Genomic DNA, 21139 nt, shown 5'->3' on the forward strand with positions numbered 1-21139 from the left:
CCATTTTAATTTGGACAGAAGATTCTCAGCACACCCCCTTCAAAGCGACATTAAAAAGTGTAAACTTAATTTTACACTCAAGCTGAGGCGGGACCCATGGCCCAACCATTCCCATTCGCCGCCATCGTCGCCCAGGAGGACATGAAGAAGGCCCTCTTGATGGCGGCCGTCGAGCCTCTGCTCGGCGGCGTGCTGATCTTCGGCGATCGCGGCACGGGAAAATCCACGGCAGTCCGCGCCCTGACGGAGCTGCTGCCACCGATCGAAACGCGCAACGGTTGCCGCTACAACTGCCTCCCGGCAGAGCCGCAATCCGCCTGCACCGTCTGCAATCCCTCAAGCGGCCTGAAGCCACCTGCTATAGTGAAGCATCGCGCACCGATGATCGATCTTCCTCTGGGCGCGACGGAAGATCGCGTCTGCGGCTCGCTCGACATCGAAAAGGCCCTGGTCGCCGGGGAAAAGCACTTCGAGCCCGGGCTCCTGGCCGCCGCCAACCGTGGCTTCCTCTACATCGATGAGATCAACCTGCTGGAGGATCACCTTGTTGATCTGCTGCTCGACGCAGCCGCCTCTGGCGTCAATGTCGTCGAGCGCGAAGGCCTGAGCATCCGTCACGCCGCCCGTTTCGTCCTCGTCGGCAGCGGCAATCCGGAAGAAGGAGATCTCAGACCGCAATTGCTCGATCGCTTCGGTCTTTCCGTCGACGTCCGCACCATCGACGATCTCGACCAACGCATCGAGGTGATCCGTCGCCGTGACACCTACGAGACGGACCCGCGCGGTTTCATCAAGCTCTGGGCGAAGCGCGATGCCGCAGTCGGTCGCCGCGTGATCGCCGCGCGAAAAATTCTCCGTCAGGTGGAGATCCCTGATCATGTGGTCAGGCGCATGTCGCAGCTCTGTTTGCGTCTCGGGATCGACGGCATGCGCGGCGAGCTGACCCTGATGCGCGCCAGCCGGGCTGCCGCAGCGCTCTCCGCGCGTCTTCAGGTCACATGGGATGATGTCGCCGATATCGCACCCATGGTACTTTGCCACCGTCTGCGCCGTGACCCGCTCGACGATGCCGGTTCTGCACCCCGCATTGAGCGCGCCCTGGCGTCGATCGACGACACCGGCAAAGACCGTCACGCCCATGGCTGAACTCGGCCCCCACGACGCCTATGAGAAAGCCCTTGATGACAGGGGCGCGGAACTCTGGGCGGATGCGCAGCTGGCGATCGAGCTACTTGGCCTGGGAGGCTCAAGCCTCGGCGGCGTCTGGCTCAGGGCCCGGTCGGGTGGCGTACGCGATCACGTCATTTCCCTCCTGCAGGAACGCCTCAATATCGGATTTGTCCGCCTGCCACCCGGTACATCTGCGGCCAATCTCTCAGGCGGCGTCGACCTCGCGGCAACCGCTGCGACAGGAAGCCTCGTCCGGCAACAGGGGCTTCTGGCTCGGGCCGAAGGCGGCGGACTGATGGTTCCCATGGCGGAGCGCCTCGACCCATCGCTCGCAGCCATGGTCGCCCGCGCGATGGATCAACCTGCAGAGAGCAGCTTTCTGCTGGTCGCCCTCGATGAATCCCTTGATGATGAAGCCCCGCTTTCCAGCGGACTTGCCGATCGCCTCGCGCTGCGTATCGATCTCGATGGCATCGGCTGGCATCACGTGAACGGCCAGGAGACAGAGCCAGCACGACCGCGGAACTCGCTGACCACTTGGCGGGATGTGACGATCAATGATCGATTGCTGAAAGGCCTTGCTACCCTCTCGCAGATGGCCGGCCATAGCTCGACCCGCATATTGGCGCATCTCGCACGCACGGCACGGCTTCTGGCATGTCGCGAGGACCGTACGGCAGTTGTGGAGCGCGACGCGCTGACAGCCCTTCGCCTGTGCCTCGGTCTGCGACTGGCGCCTCAGGCTGAAGCGCCAGCCGAGCAGCCGGACGATCAATCGACAGATGCTACTCCCGGACAGCTCGAAGAACCGGTTGCCCCCTCGGCTCCCACGGACCCGGCCGATCAGGATCAAGACAGCAATTCCGACAAGCCGACACAGCTCGACGCGCTGACGGAAATGCTGGCGGCCATCAAGGCAGGTTCGCTATCGGCAGATCCCTGGCTCACCATCGCCCAGCGCCCCAGCCGCAATGCGGGCGGGGCGGGTAAATCGGGTGACCTGCACAAGAATACCCGGCGGGGTCGGCCCTACGGCATCGGACTGGCGCCGCCTCATGCGGAGGCTAGGCCCGACATCATCGCGACCCTGCGCGCAGCAGCGCCCTTTCAGCGTATCCGCGCGGCCCAACGTCAGGCTCTGAGTGTGGCGAACCCTCGTCCATCGTCAGGAGCCACGGCGCCGCGCGCCTATGTCAGCCGCGATGACTTCCGGTATCTGCGTTTGCGCCATGCAGCCCCCTCGACGGCAATCTTTGTCGTCGACGCCTCGGGTTCCACCGCACTGGAACGCCTCGGCGAAACCAAGGGCGCGATCGAACAGCTGCTGGCGCGATGCTATGTCCGCCGCGACGAAGTGGCTTTGATCGCCTTCAGGGGTACGAGCGCCGAGCTGCTTCTGCCACCGACCCGCTCGCTCACCGCCGCGAAACGCAAACTCGCCGCCCTTCCCGGCGGCGGGCCAACGCCGCTTGCCGCGGGGCTTAAGGCCGGCCTAGAGCTCGCGCTCTCCGTCGAGCGACGCGGCAGCAGCCCTGTGCTTGTCCTGCTGACCGATGGGAGCGGCAACATCGCCCTCGATGGCACACCTGATCGGGCCTTGGCCGCCGAAGAACTCTCGCGTCTTGCCCGAAACTGCAAAGCGAGGGACTTGAAGACAATCTGCATCGATATTGCACGCCGCCCGCGCGAAAGCGTGACCACTCTTGCGAGCATGCTCGGCGCCGACTTGCACATCTTGCGAAAAGCCGATGCCGGTCATGTGTCGCAGCTCGTGGACCGTTCGATGCAGGAGGCGCGTGTATGACACTCGGGCGCGATCGACTGAACTGGGAAACGGACGGGCGCAACTGGCCGAACCGCAGCGCAAGCCAGTTCGTGAAGACCAATGCCTGTGACTGGCATGTGCAGATTGCGGGGCAGGACACCGCACCCATGATCCTGCTGCTGCACGGGACGGGTGCATCCTCCCATTCCTGGCGGCATCTGTTGCCGCTACTCAGCGCGCGCTTTCGCGTCGTGGCGCCCGACCTTCCCGGCCACGGCTTCACCCGGCCGTGCGGACCAACAGACCCCTCGCTTCCCGGGATGGTGCGGGCATTGACGGAACTGGTCTCTCGACTGGATCGCTGCCCCGCCGTCATTCTTGGACATTCGGCAGGTGCGGCCATCGCCGTCACGCTGGCGGCCAGCAAGGCCTCCGCCGTGCCGCGCCATGTCATCGGCATCAACGGCGCCTACCTGCCGATCCGTGGCAACGCACTGTTTTCGCCGCTGGCCAAGGCGCTCTTCGCCAACCCATTTTCCGCCTCGATGTTTTCCCTGATGTCACGGGTGACGCCGCTCGGCGGCAATCTGCTGACCGCCACCGGCTCACCGATCGATGAGGAAGGGCGCGCGATCTACCGCATGCTGCTCGCCTCCCCCGCCCACGTTCGCGGCGCGCTCGGCATGATGGCCGCCTGGGACCTGTCCCGTTTCGACGCCACCTTGCAGCGCCTGCCCTTTCCCATGACGCTCATCGCCGCCAAGGACGACCCCATGGTACCGATCGAAAACTCCAGCCACGCAGCGCGACAGGCTCCGGGGAGCCGGCTCGTGCTGACCGACACGGGCGGACACCTTCTGCATGAATGCCGGCCCGCCGACGTCGTGCGGTGGCTGGACGAGGCCATTGGAAACCAGCGACCGAACGGAGCGGATGCAGCATGAATGTCGCCGGCCGCTTTCCCAGACACAAGCCCAAACCCATCGACAACAGACCGCATGCGATCGTGATCGGTGCTGGCGTGGGAGGTCTCGCGACCGGTGCCCTGCTCGGCGCCAAAGGCTATCGTGTCACGATCATAGATCCGCTGGACGAACCCGGTGGACGGGCCTATGCCCATCGCCAGGACGGTTTCACCTTCGACGCCGGACCGACCATCATCACCGCCCCCTGGCTTTTCGAAAAGCTCTGGCATGACTGCGGCGGTCGCCTGAGTGACGATGTCGAACTCCGGCCAAACACCCCCTTTTACCGGGTGCGCTTCGACGACGGTACGGTCTTCGACTATTCCGGCGACCGCGCGGCGATGGAAGCACAGATCGCGAGGATCGAACCCAGGGATGTCGCGGGCTATCGCAGCTTTCTCGACGAGAGCCGGCGGATCTATGAAGTCGCCTTCGAGCAACTGGCGCACAAGCCGTTCCACAGCCTGCTGTTCACGGCAAAGACGCTTGCCGGTCTGGTGCGCCTGGGCGGCTATCGCTCGGTCTATTCGGTCGTCTCGAAGCATTTCAAGAGCGACAAGCTGCGCACCCTCTTCTCCTTCCATCCGCTGCTGATCGGCGGCAATCCCTTCTCGGCCACCTCCTTCTACTGCCTGATCGCCCATCTCGAGGGCAAATACGGCGTGCATCATGCAATCGGCGGCACGAACGCGCTGGTGCGCGGCATCGCCTCGCTTGTCACCCGCAACGGCGGACGCATCCGGCTGAACGAGACGGTCACTGACATCGAGACGGAGGGACGTCGGGCAACTGCCGTGCGGCTGGCCTCCGGCGAGAGGATCGCTGCCGATATCATCGTTTCGAACGCCGATCCCGCCACCACCTATGGCAAGCTCCTGAAGCACCATCCCCGGAAACGCTGGACCGATGCCAAGCTTAAACGTGGCGACTATTCGATGAGCCTCTTCGTCTGGTACTTCGGCACGAACCGCCGCTATGACGATGTCCTGCATCACACGATGCTCTTCGGCCCGCGTTATCGAGGACTTCTCGACGACATCTTCCGGAACCACCGCCTCGCAGACGATTTCAGCCTCTACCTGCATCGACCGACGGCCAGCGATCCCTCGTTGGCTCCGCCCGGCGGCGATGCCTTCTACGTCTTGAGCCCGGTGCCAAACCTCGAAAGCGGGACCGACTGGAACGAGGCAACAGAAATCTACCGGCGCAAGATCGAAAAACGGCTCGAGGAAACCATGCTGCCCGGTCTTTCAGCGAGCATCGTCTCCTCGCGAATTGCGACCCCGCTCGACTTCCGGGACAGACTTCTTTCGTGGCAGGGGGCCGCCTTTGCACTCGAACCCAAGCTCCTCCAGAGCGCCTGGTTCCGACCGCACAACAGAAGCGAGGAACTCGACAATCTCTTCCTTTGCGGTGCCGGCACGCATCCCGGTGCAGGCCTGCCCGGCGTCGTGTCGTCGGCGCGCATCGTCGCCGATCTGGTGCCGGATCCGGCAACCCTGCCAGCCGGCACTTGGGAAGGTCGCGGAAGAGGATCTGCACAATGACAGACACACACCCGTCCCACTCCGAAGCCTATCTGGCCCGTCCGACGATCCGTCGGCCAATCCTCTTGAACTATGGCTTTTCCGGAGACTTCGAGGATCAAAGAGCCTGTTCGGCCGCCATTCGTCGAGGGTCGAAATCCTTTCACCTCGCCTCTCTGCTTTTGCCGGGACCGACTCGCGAGGCCGCGCGCGCGCTCTATGCCTTCTGTCGGCATTCCGACGACCTGATCGATGATCCACGCAGCGGCATGCCAGCCCTCCAGCGCCTGCGCGAGCGGCTGGACCTGATCTATGCCGGGGCACCGGCACCCTTTGCCTGCGACCGCGCCTTCGCACGGGTGGTGCACGACCATGCCATCGCCAAGCCGGTGGTCGAAGCCCTGCTCGACGGCTTTGCCATGGATCTGGACGGGCGGCGCCACGCGACCATTGACGACGTGAAAGCCTATGCGACCTGTGTTGCTGCAAGCGTCGGGCTGATGATGGCATCGGTGATGGGCGTCAGCGACAGGGCTGCGCTTTCCCGCGCGGCCGACCTCGGGATCGCTATGCAACTGACCAACATCGCCCGCGATGTCGGGGAAGACGCCCGAAACGGCAGGCTCTATCTGCCGCTCGACTGGCTGGATGAACAGGGTGTCGACGTCGCGGCCTTCCTGCATAATCCGCAATTCACCCCCGCGCTCGGTCTGGTGGTAAGGCGACTGCTCGACGAGGCTGCCCGCCACTACCGGCTCGGCCATGCCGGCATCCGCAGCCTGCCGAAATCCTGTCGTCATGCGATCCGCACTGCCGCCTTGGTTTATGAGGCGATCGGCCAGGGCATTGCAGCCAATGGCTATGACAGCGTCAACCATCGCGCGACAACGGGACTCAGCACCAAGCTTGGCCTCCTGATCAAGGCACGCTCCGACGATAGCCGCTGGACGGCGACGGCCGTGCGCGATCTCCATGCCGGGACGGAACCTGTCGCACGATCGCTGGTGACACTCAGCGGCATCTTGCGGGAGAGTGCCCCGACGCAACGCCCCGACACGCCAGCCTCTGATGGGGAGACGGCCGTGGGACGGGTAACCGACATTCTGCTGAGGCTTCATGCCGACGCACGTATTGAGACGCTGAGACGCCGAGACGCGGCGCGGGAAAAGGCGGCGAGCCTTGCTTGAGCATTATTTCGGCATCATCGAAGCCATCTTCGTCTTCAGCCTGGCGATCGCCTTCTATGTCTGGCAGATGCGCGATCTGAAAAAAGCGAAGCGCGAGGCGGAAGCCCGCGAGCGGCAAGCGAGCCAGCCTCTTACGGACGAGCCGAAAACCGACTAGGCGCGGCGCGGCATGCGAAACGGAAGCATCAGCCTGACGACCGGATTTGCCAGTCGGCGACAATCGAGCGTCTCCTGCATCATCTCGACCGGATCCCCGGCAATCACCGTTTCGACCAGCGAGCGCCGGTAAAACGGCGTGTCTTCGAGAGCGTTTTTCAAGACGGGAGTTGTGCCACCGTCGCAGGCGATACCGCCGCCGACGCCCCAGAACCCGCGCTGTAGCAGTTTTCGTGGCGGGGGATCGAAGTCCGCCACCGCACCGTCACGACCGCAGACGAGGCCGAAGCGGCTGTTCGTCCCGTCGGCAAGCACGGAATCGTAGAGGATCACCGTACGGCCATCGCCCGTATTGCCCCTGGCCCAGTCCCAGCCGGAAAAATCCGTCTCAAGCGGACGGGCGCCATGGTTCATGTCGTGATAGCCCGCCCCCGTCCATCCACCATCGGGCAGCGCCTCGCAGGCGACGGTGACCCGCCCATTGGGGGCGACTGGCTGCCAGGCATGAAACCCGGCGCGATCGAGACCATAGGCCCGCGCACCAAGAAAATCCGGCACTAGCCGGATTTCGCCCCGCATGCGTTTTGGCAGCAAACGCTGGCCGGGCCAGGGCAGGAAGATCTCGTCGAAGCTGATCACGAAGCCTGAACCATCGTAGCGGAACGAACTTTTGCCGATCGCCAGGGAGTGCTTGTCGCGACTGAGCCGGGCCTTGCCACGCTCGGTCATCGCCCAGGCGTGACCCTGCGGCCCGTAGAGCGCGACATTGAAGGCAATATGGTTTTCCGGATCACGCCGGCCGGACCAGTGATAGTAGGGCGAAAACACGGAGCCGATGAAGGCGATCACCGTGAAGGCGAACTGTCCGCAGTCACTCGTTCCGTCTGCATACCACCAGTGATAGCCGCCAGGTGCGACCGCCTGGTCAAAGGCCGGTCCGCCATCAACCGTTCGGCCGCGAGCTTGCCGGAAAGCGCCGCCATCGGCAGCCCCGGCCCCGGATGTACGCTGCCCCCCGCCAGATAAAGCCCCGGCAGCGGCCCCTCCGATCCCGGCCGGGCGAAGGATGCCATCCACCCGTGCGAGGCCATCCCGTATAGCGCTCCCCCCGTTCCCGGATAGAGGCTCGCAAAGCGATCCGGAGTCGTGATGTTCGCCGTAGCCTGTGGGTTCGAGAGCGTCAGACCGTTCAGTGACAGTCGCCGTTCCATGCTCTTCAGACATGCATTGACCTCGCTTTCATCGAACCGGTGACGATCTCCATCCGCCGGGAGGTTCATCAGGGCATAGATGCGCTCCGGCTCGACACCGCCGGCCTTTAGGCGACCGGTCGCATCGCGGTCCTGAGCGCAGAGATAGACGGTCGGATCGGAAGGTGCCTCGCGCCGTTTAAAGATCGCCTCGAACTCGCGCTCGTAGTCGTCGGAAAAGAACACCGTATGATGCGCAATCTCGACACCTTTAGGCTCGGCGACGCTGCATGACACAAGGGCTGACAGAGACCGTTGTGCCCGACTGCGAGCCGGGTCCGGAGGCGAGGCGCCGATCAGCCGGGGCAGCGCGGCGACATCTCCGTTGTAGACGATCTGCCGGGCATCCACCCGTCGGCCAGTTCGCGTGACCACACCGGACACGGCCCGACGCGAGGGATCGATGAGGATCTCGCTGACGGGATCGCCATAGCGAAACTCGACGCCGAGCTCGACAGCCAGCGCTTCGAGACGCATGGCAAGCGCCCTGATCCCGCCCTCGACGGTCCAGACACCCTCCTGCTCGACATGCGCAACCAGCATCAGCGTTGCCGGAGACAGGAAGGGCGAAGAGCCGCAATAGGTGGCGTAACGACCGAAAAGCTGGCGAAGGCGCACATCGGAAAAATAGCTGCCAAGCGCCGACCAGAGCGTCGAGAACGGCTTGATCGCGAGCAGATCAGACGGCCGACCGAGCCCGATGCGACGAGACAGGGAAACCGGATTGGGTCTGGTGGCGTCGATGAAACTGTCTTTCAACACCTCAAACGTCCGCCGGCTGTCGGCCGCGAAGCGCCGGTATCCCTCTGCCTCGCGCCGTCCGGCAAAGTCTCCGATCGCCCTGATCGTTTCGTCATGGTCTGCATGCAGATCAAGACAGACCCCGCCCCGCCAGTAATGGCGCGCGATCACGCTCGATGGGACCAGGCTGAGTTCGTCTTCAATTCTGCGTCCCGCAGCGGCAAAGAGTGCCTCGAAGACCCATTTCATCGTCAGCACCGTCGGCCCCGCATCAAAGCCTCTGCCAGCCGCTTCGACACGACGCATTTTGCCGCCGGCCTCGGCCTGCGCCTCGCAGATAACGACGCGATATCCGGCCGCAGCCAATCGAATGGCAGCCGAGAGCCCCGCCATGCCGGCACCGATCACCAGCACGGTATCGTCTGTCGAAACAGGCACCTTCGTCTCCTGTGGCCAGTTGACTTACGGACTTAATGTGTCAATCTTGATTTACACATTATTGAGTTGCGCAAATTTTACAACAGCGCATTCTCCGGAGGTCAACCCAATGGATTTCCCCGAGCGCATCGAAACCGGCATGCAGCGCGCCCTGCGTTATGCGACCGCCAATGGATGCCCACCCATCCTGGCGAAAGCCCTTCGGCATGCGGTTTTTCCCGGAGGTGCGCGTATCAGGCCTCGGCTCTGCCTTGCGGTCGCGGCCGCCTGCGGTGACCGTGAGCCGAATGCCGCCGACAGTGCTGCCGTGGCCATCGAACTCCTGCATTGCGCATCCCTCGTGCATGATGACATGCCATGCTTCGACAATGCGCTGACGCGTCGAGGCGCGCCAAGCGTACATGCCCAATTCGGTGAAGAGATCGCGCTTCTTGTCGGCGACGGCCTGATCATCGCAGCTTTCGAGACGGTCGCCCGGGAAACACAGCAGACACCGCTTCTGACCGCACCAATGATCGCCACCATCGCCAACGCTGTGGGCAGCCCCTATGGCCTCGTGGCCGGCCAGGCCTGGGAAAGCGAACCCGAAATCAACATCACCGCTTATCATCGCGCCAAGACCGCCTCGCTGTTCAGCGGTGCCGTGTCGACCGGCGCGATCGCCTCGGGCGGCAATCCGAGGGAATGGCTGGTGCTCGCAGACGCGCTCGGCGCTGCCTATCAGGTGGCAGACGATCTCTATGACGCTGTGGGCCAATCCGATGCGGGCAAGCCGGCCGGACAGGACAGCCGCAATGGCAAGCCGAACATCGTCGCCAGCATCGGCCTCGAAGCGGCGCTGGTTCGTCTGAAGCGTCTCGTCACCGAGGCGGTCGAGAGCGTGCCCGACTGCCCCGGTGCGGAAGCTTTCCGCGCGATGATCCGTAACGAAGCGACACGGCTGATGCCGAAAACGCTCGCCACCAGCGCGGCGTAAGATCATGGACACCGGAGGCGGAAGAGGCTTCGATGCCAGCCCGCCGATCCGCACCAGCGAGGCGCGAGGGGAGCCTCGACAAAGCCTCCTGCAGTCGGTGGCGATCGGTTTTCGTCTCTGGCGAAGCCGCCAGATAGCCTCGCCCCGCTTCCGCGCGTTCGTTTCGCGGATGCCGCTGCTGCGGCAGATCGCCAACCGCAAGGCCAATCATCTGTTTCGCCTGACAACAGGCTTCGTCCACACCCAGATCCTGTCTGCCTGTGTGGGTGTCGGGATCTTCGAGGCCCTGGACGGCGAGGCATTGTCCACGAATGCAATTGCTGCCCGCTGCGGCATGCCGTCGGACGCCATGCGGCGTCTGCTCGAGCAGGCAAGACGGCTCGATCTCGTCGTCAGCCTCGCCCCTGATCTCTGGCTGCTCTCGGATGCCGGCACGGTGCTCGCCGCCGATCGCGGTCTGCGGGAGATGATCCGGCACCATGACATGTTATACCGTGATCTCGCCGATGCGCCCGCCTTTTGGCGCGGCGATCGCAGCGATACAGAACTCCGCCGCTACTGGGCCTATGTGAGGGGCAGCGACCCCGCCAGCATCGGCAACGAGGAGGCTGCGCCCTACTCCGCGCTGATGCGCGAGAGCCAGGCGATGCTGGCCGACTGTCTCCTTGCATCCCACGACTTCGGCCAATACCGATCCGTACTCGATGTCGGCGGCGGCGAAGGCGCATTCCTCGCAGCCATTGGCGCGCGGCATCCCTCGACACGGCTCGCGCTGTTCGATCTGCCCGCGGTCACACAGCTTGCAACCCGCCACCTGCAGGAGCGCTGTCTTTTGACCCGCAGTAGACTGCACCCCGGTGATTTCACGCGCGATCCCATTCCGGCCGACCAGGACTGCGTGACGCTGGTCCGGATTCTCTGCGATCACGATGACGACCGCGTCCTGAAGATCCTTGCCAACCTGCACCGGCATCTCGCACCCGGCACCCATCTCCTGGTCGCGGAAGCCATGGCCGGCAATACGGACGGCCCCAACCTCGCAGCCATCTATTTCACCAGTTATTTCACCGCCATGGGATCCGGCCGCTGCCGGACCGCCAGTGAAATCATCGCACTCTTGGCCCGTAGCGGCTTCGCCGGCGCGAAGGTTGCCACCACAATAAATCCCCTCCTGGCAGGCCTTGTGATCGCCAAGCGCTGATTGTTGGTGAACTTCACAGCCCCAAGTGTAAATTTTGATTGACACTTTGATGCGTAATCTTAAGATGACAATTGGGAGCAGAAAGCATCCCGTGTCCGGGGAGGGCACGACAATGCGCAGTTCAGCCATCGTCTTTGAAAAACCGGGAATACTCGCCGTCAGGCGATTGGCGCTCTGTGCGCCCGAGGCGTCGGACGTGGTTGTCGAGTCCTGCTTCAGCGGGGTTTCGAGTGGCACAGAGAAGTTGCTCTACGACGGCACCATGCCAGCCTTTCCGGGCATGCGTTATCCACTCGTCCCAGGCTATGAGACGGTTGGCACGGTGGTCGAGGCCGGGCCAGACTCCGGCCGCTCCGTCGGAGATCAGGTCTTCGTCCCGGGCGCCAATTGTTATGAAGATGCTGCCGGACTGTTCGGTGCCAGCGCCGCAAGGCTCGTGGTTCCCGGTGCCCGCACCGTCAAGACCCAATTTGAGAATGCGGAAGAGGCAGCCCTGCTTGCGCTGGCGGCAACCGCACACCACGCCGTCTGTCGGTCGGCACATCCAGCTACACTTGTCATCGGCCATGGCGTCCTCGGCCGCCTGATTGCCCGGATTGTCATGGCAACCGGGCATTCGGCGCCGACCGTCTGGGAGACACGCCTTGCCCGCCGCGATGGAGCGACCGGATATGTCGTCGAGACACCAGAGGCCGCCGGCGACCAGCGTCACGACGCCATCATCGATGCAAGCGGCGATCCCAGCGTTGTCGACAAGGCCATCGCGCGCCTCAACCGGCGCGGAGAACTCGTGCTCGCGGGCTTTTATGGCGAACGGCTCGACTTCGCCTTCCCGGCGGCCTTCATGAAGGAAGCCTCCATCGCAATCTCCGCGGAGTTTACGCCGGCGGATGTCCAGGCGGTGCTCGCCCTTGTCGACTCCGGGCGCCTCTCCTTAGGCGGCCTGATTACCCACCATTCCGCCCCATCGAATGCGGCCTCGGCCTATCGGACCGCATTCAACGACCCCGACTGCCTGAAAATGATCATCGACTGGAGGAATGCAGCATGAGCCTCGACCTCGCACAAGACGGCCTGGAGCGCCTGCAGGAGAACCTTCGTGACGAAGCCGCCATCGAACCCGATGCCCCGGCGACCGGCAAGGTGACCAAGGATACGCAGATCATCGCGATCTACGGCAAGGGTGGCATCGGCAAGAGCTTCACGCTCGCCAATCTTTCCTACATGCTGGCCCAGCTCGGCAAGAAGGTCCTGCTGATCGGCTGCGACCCGAAGAGCGACACGACCTCGCTGCTTTTCGGCGGCCGCGCCTGCCCGACCATCATCCAGACGGCCTCGCGCCGTAAGGAAGCTGGTCAGGAAGTCTCGATCTCCGACGTTTGCTTCAAGCGCGACGGCGTCTTTGCCATGGAGCTCGGCGGACCGGAAGTCGGTCGCGGCTGCGGCGGACGCGGCATCATCCATGGCTTCGAAACCCTGGAAAAACTCGGCTTCCATGAATGGGACTTCGATTTCATCCTGCTCGACTTCCTCGGCGACGTGGTCTGCGGCGGCTTCGGCCTGCCGATCGCCCGCGACATGTGCCAGAAGGTCGTCGTCGTCGGCTCCAACGACCTGCAATCGCTCTATGTCGCGAACAATGTCTGCTCTGCGGTGAAATACTTCCGCAATCTCGGCGGCAATGTCGGCGTCGCGGGTCTCGTCATCAACAAGGATGACGGTACGGGTGAAGCCCAAGCCTTTGCGGACGCCGTTGGCATCCCGGTGCTCGCCTCGATCCCGCAGGACGACGACATCAGGCGCAAGAGCGCGAATTATCAGATCATCGGCACGCATGAGAGCCATTGGGGTCCCCTCTTCGAGGCGCTCTCGATCAATCTGGCCGAAGCGCCGCCGATCCTCCCGAAGCCGCTCGATCAGGATGGCCTGCTCGGCCTCTTCGACGCCAGCGAAACAGGCGCCGATTACAAGCTCCAGCCAGCCCTGCCGGAAGACATGTGCGCCACGGGCGCGCTGAAACGGCCGTCGCTGGAAGTCGTCTACGACAACGTGTGAGATCGGGTGAACATCATGGATGACCTGCGCAAGGAATTCGAGCTGGACGACGCTGGCGGGATCGCTCCCGTCGGCAACGATGCCGCCGTCCTTGGCGACATGGCGACCGCAGACACAAACGTCATTGGATGCCATGGCGGCGTCGAGCTTTCCAAGGCAGCGGCCCGTGCCGCTGGCCAGGGCGAACTGATGGATCGCTTCGAGGCGGACTATCCCAAGGGCCCTCATGATCAGCCGCAATCCATGTGCCCGGCCTTCGGCTCGCTCCGCGTCGGCCTGCGTATGCGCCGTGTCGCCACGATCCTCTCGGGCTCTGCCTGCTGCGTCTACGGCCTGACCTTCACCTCGCATTTCTACGGCGCGAAGCGCTCGGTCGGCTATGTGCCCTTCTCCTCCGAAACGCTCGTCACCGGCAAACTATACGAGGACATCGTCGAGGCCGTGCACCAGATGGCGGATCCGGAGAAGTTCGACGCCGTCGTCGTCACCAACCTCTGTGTCCCCTCGGCCTCGGGCGTGCCGCTCCGCATGCTGCCACGCGAAATCGACGGCGTCCGCATCGTGGGCATCGACGTCCCCGGCTTTGGTGTCCCGACCCATGCGGAAGCGAAAGACGTGCTGTCAGGCGCGATGCTCGCCTATGCCCGCCAGGAAATCGGCGAAGGCCCGGTCCAGCGTCCGCGTGGTGGCTTGAAGGATCGACCGACCGTCACCCTGCTCGGCGAAATGTTCCCGGTCGATCCAGTTGTGATCGGCGGCATGCTGGAGCCCATGGGCCTTGCTGCCGGCCCGACCGTTCCCGTCCGCGAATGGCGCGAGCTCTATTCTGCTCTCGACTGCGCCGCTGTGGCTGCGATCCATCCCTTCTACACGGCAAGCATCCGCGAATTCCAGGCGGCCGGTCGTCCGATCGTCGGATCGGCCCCTGTGGGTATCGACGGTACCGATGCCTGGCTGAAGGCGATCGGCGACAGCTGCAACGTCCCGGAGGCGAAGACCAATATCAGCCGCAATGCCATGCGCGGCGCAATCAAGGCAGCACTCGCCGAGCACAAGATCAACGGCCGCATCACGCTGTCAGGCTACGAAGGCTCCGAACTGCTGGTCGCACGCCTGCTCGTCGAACTCGGCGCGGACCTGCGCTATGTCGGCACGGCCTGTCCGAAGACGCCTTACAACTCCGAGGACGCCGAATGGCTTTCCGCGCATGGTGTGGAACTGCGCTTCCGCGCATCGCTGGAGCAGGACCTCGCCGCCTTCCATGAGTTCAAGCCGGACCTCGCCATCGGCACGACCCCCGTGGTGCAGAAGGCCAAGGAGAGCGCCACCCCTGCCCTCTACTTCACCAATCTGATCTCTGCCCGGCCACTGATGGGTCCGGCCGGCGTCGCCTCGCTGCCCGCCGTGATCAACGCCGCGATCGGCAACAAGGACCGCTTCCTCGCCATGAACGCCTTCTTTGAAGGCGTAGGCCAGGGCGATGGCGCCGGCATCTGGGAAGACGTGCCGGAAGATCGCAGCGCCTATCGCAAGAAATTCGCCGCCAAGGTCAAGCAGTCCCGCAACGCCGTCGACAATGGGGAGAGTGTCGGATGCTGATCCTCGACCACGACAGAGCCGGCGGATACTGGGGCAGTGTCTATGCCTTCACCGCGATCAAGGGTCTCCAGGTGATCATCGACGGCCCGGTGGGCTGCGAAAACCTGCCGGTCACCTCGGTCCTCCACTACACGGACGCCCTGCCTCCGCACGAGCTGCCGATCGTCGTGTCGGGTCTTTCCGAAGACGAACTCGGTCAACATGGCACGGAAGGCGCCATGAAGCGGGCGCGCCTGGCGCTCGATCCGGACCTGCCGGCCGTCGTCGTTACCGGCTCGATCGCCGAAATGATCGGTGGTGGCGTGACGCCTGAGGGATCCAACATCGTCCGCTTCCTGCCCCGCACGATCGACGAAGACCAGTGGCAGAGCGCCGACCGCGCCCTGAAATGGCTCTGGACAGAATTCGGCCCCAAGGGCGGCAAGGTGCCCGCACCGCGCAGACGTCCGGAAGGCGCAAAGCCCCGCGTCAACATCATCGGCCCGATCTACGGCACCTACAACATGCCTTCGGATCTGGCGGAAATCCGCCGTCTCGTCGAGGGGCTGGGCGCCGAAATCAACATGGTCTTCCCATTGGGCAGCCATCTCGAAGACGTCCGCAAGCTCGCCGATGCCGATGCCAATATCTGCCTCTACCGCGAATTCGGCCGCCTGCTCTGTGAAACGCTCGACCGCCCGTATCTGCAGGCACCGATCGGCATCCATTCGACGACAGCCTTCCTGCGCGAACTCGGTGAAATGCTCGGGCTCGACCCTGAACCCTTCATTTTGAAGGAAAAACACACGACGCTGAAGCCGCTCTGGGATCTCTGGCGCTCCGTCACCCAGGACTTCTTTGCAACAGCAAGCTTCGCGATCGTCGCAAACGAGACCTATGTGCGCGGCATCCGCAATTTCCTCGAAGAGGAAATGGGACTGCCCTGCAACTTCGCGATCCCGCGCAAGGCCGGATCGAAGACCGACAATATCGAGGTTGCGGAACTGATCGCCAAGAAACCGCCGATGATCATGTTCGGCTCGTTCAACGAGCGCATGTACATGGCCGAGCGCGGGGCCCGCGGCAAGTTCGTGCAGCTGTCCTATCCCGGCGCCATCGTGCGCCGCCATCCCGGCACGCCTGTCATGGGTTATTCGGGTGCGGCCTGGCTGATCCAAGAAGTCTGCAACGCGCTTTTCGACATGCTGTTCGACATCCTGCCGCGCGCCGGAGAGCTTGATGCGATCGAGGCGACCACGGCCCGTCCGCGCACGGATATGGCCTGGCAATCCGATGCCCAGGCGTCGCTCGAAAAATTCATCGGCAACGAGCCGGTCCTCGTCCGCATCTCGGCCGCCAAGCGGCTGCGGGAAGCAGCGGAACGCGAAGCCCGCCGCGCCGAAGATAACGAAGTTACCCGCGATCATGTCGAAACGGCCGCCCGCCTAGAGGGAGCCTACGCATGAACACTGGAACGAGACCCATCAACGGGACAACTGGAGGCAAAGCCATGGTCACTGCAACCCGATCCGATCAGGACCTGCGTCGACATCGCGACCGCCAGTCCGAGCGCCAGAACATGCGGCGCCTCTACCTGCTCCTCTATCCGCTCTGCCTGTTCGCGGCCGTCGCGTCGCGCATGACCGGCCATGCGGAAGAGGCCGCCGAGCGGCCAGCTCAATCGATCTTCGCCGAGGCTCGCTCCTCGGCCTATGCAGCTGCCGGTTACGCCTTCCACGCGTGACCCGATCCCTTTGCCGGTGTTCTCGACACCGGCAGAAACCCGGCAGGTCTTTTCAAAGACCTCCCGAAACCCCGCCGCGGGGGCGCCGCGGTGTTCGAGACTAGGAGGTGAATTTGATGGCTGAAACATCAAATGTTTCACTTTCGGGTCTGACCGAAAGCGAAGCGCGCGAGGTCCATGGATTCTTCATCCAAGGCTTCATGATATTCACGGCGATTGCCATCGTCGCGCATATCTTGGTCTGGATGTGGCGTCCCTGGATCCCGGGTCCGGAAGGTTACAGCTCTCTCGAGGGCATTAACCAGACGGCTCTCACGCTTCTGCCGATGTTGACCTGAGGAGGACGCGATATGTGGAGAGTCTGGCTTATGTTCGACCCGCGCAAGGCGCTGGTTGCACTGTCTGTATTCCTGTTCACGCTAGCGATCCTGATCCACTTCATCCTGCTGAGCACGGACCGCTACAACTGGTTCGAGGGCAAGCCCCTCACGACCAGCTCTGTCGAGCAGTCCCACTCTGAAGGCGTGGATTTCCGGCTCATTGGCTGAAGAACCAAGACGGCAGCGGGCGGCACCTCGGTCTCGCCCGCCGCCAAACGGCATGACCCGACAACGCCGCCTGGCTGATCACCTCTGGAGGAAACGAACATGGCGCTGCTGAGTTTTGAACGCAAATATCGCGTACGAGGCGGGACACTGCTCGGGGGCGATCTCTTCGATTTCTGGGTAGGACCCTTCTATGTAGGGTTCTTCGGCGTCACCACGGCATTCTTCGCGATCCTCGGGACTGCACTTCTGGTCTATGGCGCGGCCATCGGTCCGACCTGGAACATCTGGCGGATCTCGATCGCGCCACCCGACCTGTCCTACGGTCTAGCGCTGGCGCCACTCAAGGAAGGCGGCCTCTGGCAGATAGTTACCGTCTGCGCGCTGGGCGCGTTCATATCTTGGGCCCTGCGTGAAGTGGAGATCTGCCGCAAGCTCGGCATGGGCTACCACGTACCCTTTGCCTTCTCCGTCGCGATCTTCGCCTATGCGACGCTCGTCGTTTTCCGTCCGCTGCTGCTCGGCGCCTGGGGACATGGTTTTCCCTACGGCATCTTCAGCCACCTCGACTGGGTTTCGAACGTCGGCTACCAATATCTGCACTTCCATTACAATCCAGCGCACATGATCGCGGTGACCTTCTTCTTCACCACGACGCTGGCGCTCTCCCTGCATGGTGGCCTCATCCTGTCCGCTGCCAATCCAGGTTCATCGATCACCGAAGCCGGAAAGCAGGCAGAGGTGAAGACGCCGGAATACGAAGACACATTCTTCCGCGACATCATCGGCTACTCGATCGGCACGCTGGGCATCCACCGCCTCGGCCTGATCCTGGCGCTGAACGCGGGCTTCTGGAGCGCCGTCTGCATCGTCATCAGCGGACCGTTCTGGAACCAGGGCTGGCCGCAATGGTGGAACTGGTGGCTGACGCTGCCGATCTGGAACTGAGGGGGACCGGACCATGTTCTTAGCGCAATATCAAAACATCATCACGCCGATCCAGGTCAGCGGTCCAGCGGAAGAAGGCATGCCCCTTCCCGCAGGCGACAGCCCGCGCACCGGCAAACCGATCTTCGTCCGCCTGTTCGGTATCATCGGCAATGCCCAGATCGGACCGATCTATCTCGGCTGGCTCGGCACACTGTCGCTGGTCTTCGGCTTGATCGCCTTCGAAATCATCGGCCTCAACATGCTGGCTTCGGTCGGCTGGGATCCGATCCAGTTCGTACGGCAGCTCTTCTGGCTGGGGCTCGAACCGCCGTCTGCACAATACGGCCTGAAGGTCCTGCCGCCGCTCGCGGAAGGTGGCTGGTGGCTGATCGCAGGCTTCTTCCTGACCATGTCGGTCCTTTTGTGGTGGGTGCGCGTCTATCGTCGGGCACGCCAGCTGGAGATGGGGACTCATGTAGCCTGGGCCTTTGCAGCCGCAATCTGGCTGTTCCTGGTGCTCGGTTTCATTCGTCCACTGTTGATGGGCAACTTCTCGGAAGCCGTGCCCTTCGGCATCTTCCCGCATCTCGACTGGACGGCTGCTTTCTCGATCCGCTACGGCAACCTCTACTACAATCCGTTCCACTGCCTCTCGATCGTCTTCCTCTACGGCTCCGTGCTGCTCTTTGCGATGCATGGCGCGACGATCCTGGCCGTCGGCAAGTATGGTGGTGAACGCGAACTGGAACAGATCACCGATCGCGGCACCGCTTCCGAACGCGCAGCCCTCTTCTGGAGATGGACCATGGGCTTCAACGCCACCATGGAATCTGTCCACCGCTGGGCCTGGTGGTTCGCCATTCTGACCCCGATCACCGGCGGCATCGGCATCCTGCTGACAGGCACCGTTGTCGACAACTGGTACCTTTGGGGCATCAACCACGGGATCGTGTCCCCGCTGCCGGGCTATCCCGGCGTCGTCGACCCGGCGCTTTGAGGAGAACGACGATGAAACTCTGGATTCCCTTCGCCGTCTCCGCCGGTTCATTGCTGACGATCGCAAGCTTCGTCGGCGCCGGTTGGGATGCTCCGCCCGTCGAGAGCGAACAGATCGGCTTTCGCGGCACCGGTATGTATGTCCACCGGGATGTCGAAAAGCAGGAAGCGCTGAAGCTGGCGAACGTCGTGCCGCCAGCCCCATGGGAAGCTGACCCCGCGGGCGACAGGGCAGGCGACATCTACGAAAATGTGCAGATCCTCGGCGATCTCTCGGACGACCAGTTCAACCAGTTCATGGCCTCGATCACCGAATGGATCGCGCCTGAAGTGGGTTGCAACTACTGCCATAATCCGGAAAACCTCGCATCCGACGAGGTCTACCAGAAAGTTGTCTCCCGCCGCATGATCCAGATGACTCAGGCGATCAATGTCGATTGGACTGCCCATGTCGGTCAGGTTGGCGCCACTTGCTACACTTGTCACCGTGGCCAGGCGATCCCCGCCAACTACTGGTACGAGGATCTGGAGCCCAAGCCGGCCGGCGGCATGACCCAGAACCGCGCGGGCCAGAATGTCGTGGCGAAGTTCGCAGGCAATTCGTCCCTGCCACAGAACGTGCTGAAGGACTACCTTCTCGAAGCCGAGCAGATCCGTGTTCATTCGACGACGGCTCTGCCGACCGGCACCAACCTCGCCGGGACGAAGGAAACCGAAGCCACCTGGTCACTGATGATGCACATGTCGGAATCGCTCGGCGTGAACTGCACCACCTGCCACAACTCCAGAGCCTTCAATGCCTGGGATGAAAGCCCACCGCAGCGCGTAACCGCCTGGCACGGCATCCGCATGACCCGCGACATCAACGCCAACTACATGGTTGGCCTGACGCCGGTCTTCCCTGACACCCGCAAGGGACCGGAAGGCGATGTCTTCAAGGTCGGCTGCGCAACCTGCCATGCCGGTGTGCAGAAGCCGCTCTACGGTGTCTCGATGCTCCAGGACTATGTCGACTCCCTGGCCAAGAAGGGCCCGATCACGGTGCCGGACTTCACGACCTATCAGCCGGGCGTGACCCAACGGATGGCACCGGCAGAGCAGAGCAGTGCACTGCCGATGAAGACAACCTCTCAGACGGCCGCTGCAGTGCTACCGGCCGAGAACCAGACCGCCAGCGATTGACGGCCTCCCAAGGCGGGCCGCATGGGGAAGGGGAGCTCTCGGGCTCCCTTTCCTTTTGCGCGTTTCGCCCGTCTGCTTGTAGTACCACCACAGCAAACGTAGTCAGCGTCGGTAACCTTCAGGCTACCGATGCTGACTATGTTTGAGATGAGGAGAGATGGGGGGATCGGTGTGGGTTATCAGGCAGCTTCAGCGAAACTCAAGCCCGGAAAGCGCTGCAAGTAGATGCGGAACCAAGGTGTGAAATCCTGCGGACGCTCTAGGACCTCCCGCATCAGCTCACGAGGGCCAATCCAGCGGGTCTCCTCGACCTCGCCTTCCACAGGCGCGATCTGCAGTGTCCGGCTGTCGACCTGGGCGCTGAACAGCGTCACACGCTCGTGCTCCTTCAGCCCTTGGCCCACATCGGCAGCATATTCCACGGTCTGATGGCGCGTGAGCGGTAAGGTAAAGCCGAGCTCTTCGGTCAGGCGGCGCTCAGCGCAGTCCTCGACCGTTTCGTCCCAATGGGGATGGGTGCAGCAGGTATTCGCCCAGAGTCCGGCGCAGTGATACTTCGTCGATGCACGTTTCTGGATGAGCAACAGGTCACCGTCGAAGACGAAGACGGACACGGCCAGATGCAGCTGTCCGTCGAGATGCGCCTGCATCTTTTCGATCGGATAGAGCGATCCGTCGCCGGCAATCGCCGGAATGTAAATGCTGTCCGTCATCCTGTCCGGCTCCAAACTCCT

The 21139-nt window shown here is 63.1% G+C and carries 21 protein-coding genes; 18 read left to right on the forward strand and 3 right to left on the reverse strand.

All coding sequences use genetic code 11. From position 1 onward, the window contains the following. Positions 1 to 96: 96 nt before the first annotated feature. Genes bchI through GH983_RS15810 form a run of 6 tightly spaced genes read left to right on the forward strand, consistent with a single transcriptional unit; the run spans position 97 to position 6770 of the window. Positions 97 to 1146, forward strand: a complete 1050-nt coding sequence (gene bchI / locus GH983_RS15785) for a magnesium chelatase ATPase subunit I (RefSeq protein WP_153762890.1) — start codon at positions 97 to 99, stop codon at positions 1144 to 1146. Further along, positions 1139 to 2974 carry a VWA domain-containing protein gene (locus GH983_RS15790; RefSeq protein WP_194842730.1) on the forward strand — a complete coding sequence of 612 codons (1836 nt, stop codon included), beginning with the start codon at positions 1139 to 1141 and terminating at the stop codon, positions 2972 to 2974. The genes bchI and GH983_RS15790 overlap by 8 nt, the downstream gene beginning before the upstream one ends. Beyond that, positions 2971 to 3879 (forward strand): alpha/beta fold hydrolase BchO, encoded by a 909-nt coding sequence (gene bchO / locus GH983_RS15795; protein WP_054147827.1) that lies wholly within the window; start codon positions 2971 to 2973, stop codon positions 3877 to 3879. Before GH983_RS15790 ends, bchO begins: the two co-directional genes overlap by 4 nt. After that, a complete protein-coding gene (locus GH983_RS15800; protein WP_153762892.1) occupies positions 3876 to 5447 on the forward strand; it encodes a phytoene desaturase in 1572 nt (523 codons plus the stop codon). The genes bchO and GH983_RS15800 overlap by 4 nt, the downstream gene beginning before the upstream one ends. Next, complete coding sequence (locus GH983_RS15805) at positions 5444 to 6613, forward strand: phytoene/squalene synthase family protein (RefSeq protein WP_153762893.1); 1170 nt, start codon at positions 5444 to 5446, stop codon at positions 6611 to 6613. The genes GH983_RS15800 and GH983_RS15805 overlap by 4 nt, the downstream gene beginning before the upstream one ends. Continuing rightward, positions 6606 to 6770: a hypothetical protein gene (locus tag GH983_RS15810; protein WP_153762894.1), complete on the forward strand. Its 165-nt coding sequence runs from the start codon at positions 6606 to 6608 to the stop codon at positions 6768 to 6770. The genes GH983_RS15805 and GH983_RS15810 overlap by 8 nt, the downstream gene beginning before the upstream one ends. On the opposite strand, the gene GH983_RS15815 is transcribed toward GH983_RS15810, so the two are convergent. Both GH983_RS15815 and crtD read right to left on the reverse strand, forming a co-directional pair. After that, positions 6767 to 7618 (reverse strand): hydroxyneurosporene synthase, encoded by an 852-nt coding sequence (locus GH983_RS15815; RefSeq protein ID WP_069043240.1) that lies wholly within the window; start codon positions 7616 to 7618, stop codon positions 6767 to 6769. The two genes, GH983_RS15810 and GH983_RS15815, sit on opposite strands and share 4 nt — an antisense overlap. Next, positions 7615 to 9198, reverse strand: coding sequence for a 1-hydroxycarotenoid 3,4-desaturase CrtD (gene crtD / locus GH983_RS15820; protein ID WP_153762895.1), 1584 nt, complete (start codon positions 9196 to 9198; stop codon positions 7615 to 7617). The genes GH983_RS15815 and crtD overlap by 4 nt, the downstream gene beginning before the upstream one ends. A gap of 109 nt (positions 9199 to 9307) precedes the next feature. On the opposite strand from crtD, the gene GH983_RS15825 reads away from it, so the two are divergent. From GH983_RS15825 to pufC, 12 genes are all read left to right on the forward strand, one after another. Beyond that, a complete protein-coding gene (locus GH983_RS15825) occupies positions 9308 to 10174 on the forward strand; it encodes a polyprenyl synthetase family protein (protein WP_054147823.1) in 867 nt (288 codons plus the stop codon). 4 nt (positions 10175 to 10178) lie between these two features. After that, entirely contained in the window at positions 10179 to 11375 is a 1197-nt protein-coding gene (locus GH983_RS15830; protein ID WP_153762896.1) for a methyltransferase, read from the forward strand. 112 nt (positions 11376 to 11487) lie between these two features. After that, complete coding sequence (bchC, locus tag GH983_RS15835) at positions 11488 to 12426, forward strand: chlorophyll synthesis pathway protein BchC (RefSeq protein WP_153762897.1); 939 nt, start codon at positions 11488 to 11490, stop codon at positions 12424 to 12426. Continuing rightward, positions 12423 to 13430 (forward strand): chlorophyllide a reductase iron protein subunit X, encoded by a 1008-nt coding sequence (locus GH983_RS15840; RefSeq protein ID WP_069043238.1) that lies wholly within the window; start codon positions 12423 to 12425, stop codon positions 13428 to 13430. The genes bchC and GH983_RS15840 overlap by 4 nt, the downstream gene beginning before the upstream one ends. 15 nt (positions 13431 to 13445) lie before the next feature. After that, the gene (gene bchY / locus GH983_RS15845; protein ID WP_153762898.1) at positions 13446 to 15029 is read left to right on the forward strand and encodes a chlorophyllide a reductase subunit Y; all 1584 of its coding nucleotides are present in this window, start codon (positions 13446 to 13448) and stop codon (positions 15027 to 15029) included. Then, on the forward strand, positions 15023 to 16474 hold the full coding sequence (gene bchZ, locus GH983_RS15850; RefSeq protein WP_153762899.1) for a chlorophyllide a reductase subunit Z: 1452 nt from the start codon (positions 15023 to 15025) through the stop codon (positions 16472 to 16474). Before bchY ends, bchZ begins: the two co-directional genes overlap by 7 nt. 44 nt (positions 16475 to 16518) lie before the next feature. Continuing rightward, positions 16519 to 16752, forward strand: coding sequence for a hypothetical protein (locus GH983_RS15855; RefSeq protein WP_054147818.1), 234 nt, complete (start codon positions 16519 to 16521; stop codon positions 16750 to 16752). Positions 16753 to 16868: 116 nt separating this feature from the next. Further along, entirely contained in the window at positions 16869 to 17090 is a 222-nt protein-coding gene (gene pufB, locus GH983_RS15860) for a light-harvesting antenna LH1, beta subunit (RefSeq protein ID WP_006724822.1), read from the forward strand. Positions 17091 to 17102: 12 nt separating this feature from the next. Next, on the forward strand, positions 17103 to 17300 hold the full coding sequence (gene pufA, locus GH983_RS15865) for a light-harvesting antenna LH1, alpha subunit (protein ID WP_054147817.1): 198 nt from the start codon (positions 17103 to 17105) through the stop codon (positions 17298 to 17300). Positions 17301 to 17399: 99 nt separating this feature from the next. Next, positions 17400 to 18245 carry a photosynthetic reaction center subunit L gene (gene pufL, locus GH983_RS15870; RefSeq protein ID WP_054147816.1) on the forward strand — a complete coding sequence of 282 codons (846 nt, stop codon included), beginning with the start codon at positions 17400 to 17402 and terminating at the stop codon, positions 18243 to 18245. Between the two features lie 13 nt (positions 18246 to 18258). Further along, the gene (gene pufM, locus GH983_RS15875; protein ID WP_069043235.1) at positions 18259 to 19224 is read left to right on the forward strand and encodes a photosynthetic reaction center subunit M; all 966 of its coding nucleotides are present in this window, start codon (positions 18259 to 18261) and stop codon (positions 19222 to 19224) included. Between the two features lie 11 nt (positions 19225 to 19235). Continuing rightward, on the forward strand, positions 19236 to 20405 hold the full coding sequence (gene pufC, locus GH983_RS15880) for a photosynthetic reaction center cytochrome PufC (protein ID WP_054147814.1): 1170 nt from the start codon (positions 19236 to 19238) through the stop codon (positions 20403 to 20405). A gap of 179 nt (positions 20406 to 20584) precedes the next feature. On the opposite strand, the gene idi is transcribed toward pufC, so the two are convergent. Further along, positions 20585 to 21118: an isopentenyl-diphosphate delta-isomerase gene (gene idi / locus GH983_RS15885; protein WP_153762900.1), complete on the reverse strand. Its 534-nt coding sequence runs from the start codon at positions 21116 to 21118 to the stop codon at positions 20585 to 20587. Positions 21119 to 21139 lie beyond the last annotated feature (21 nt).

Origin of the sequence: Agrobacterium sp. MA01 (genome assembly GCF_009650195.1) — a bacterium.
Lineage (GTDB): Bacteria > Pseudomonadota > Alphaproteobacteria > Rhizobiales > Rhizobiaceae > Allorhizobium.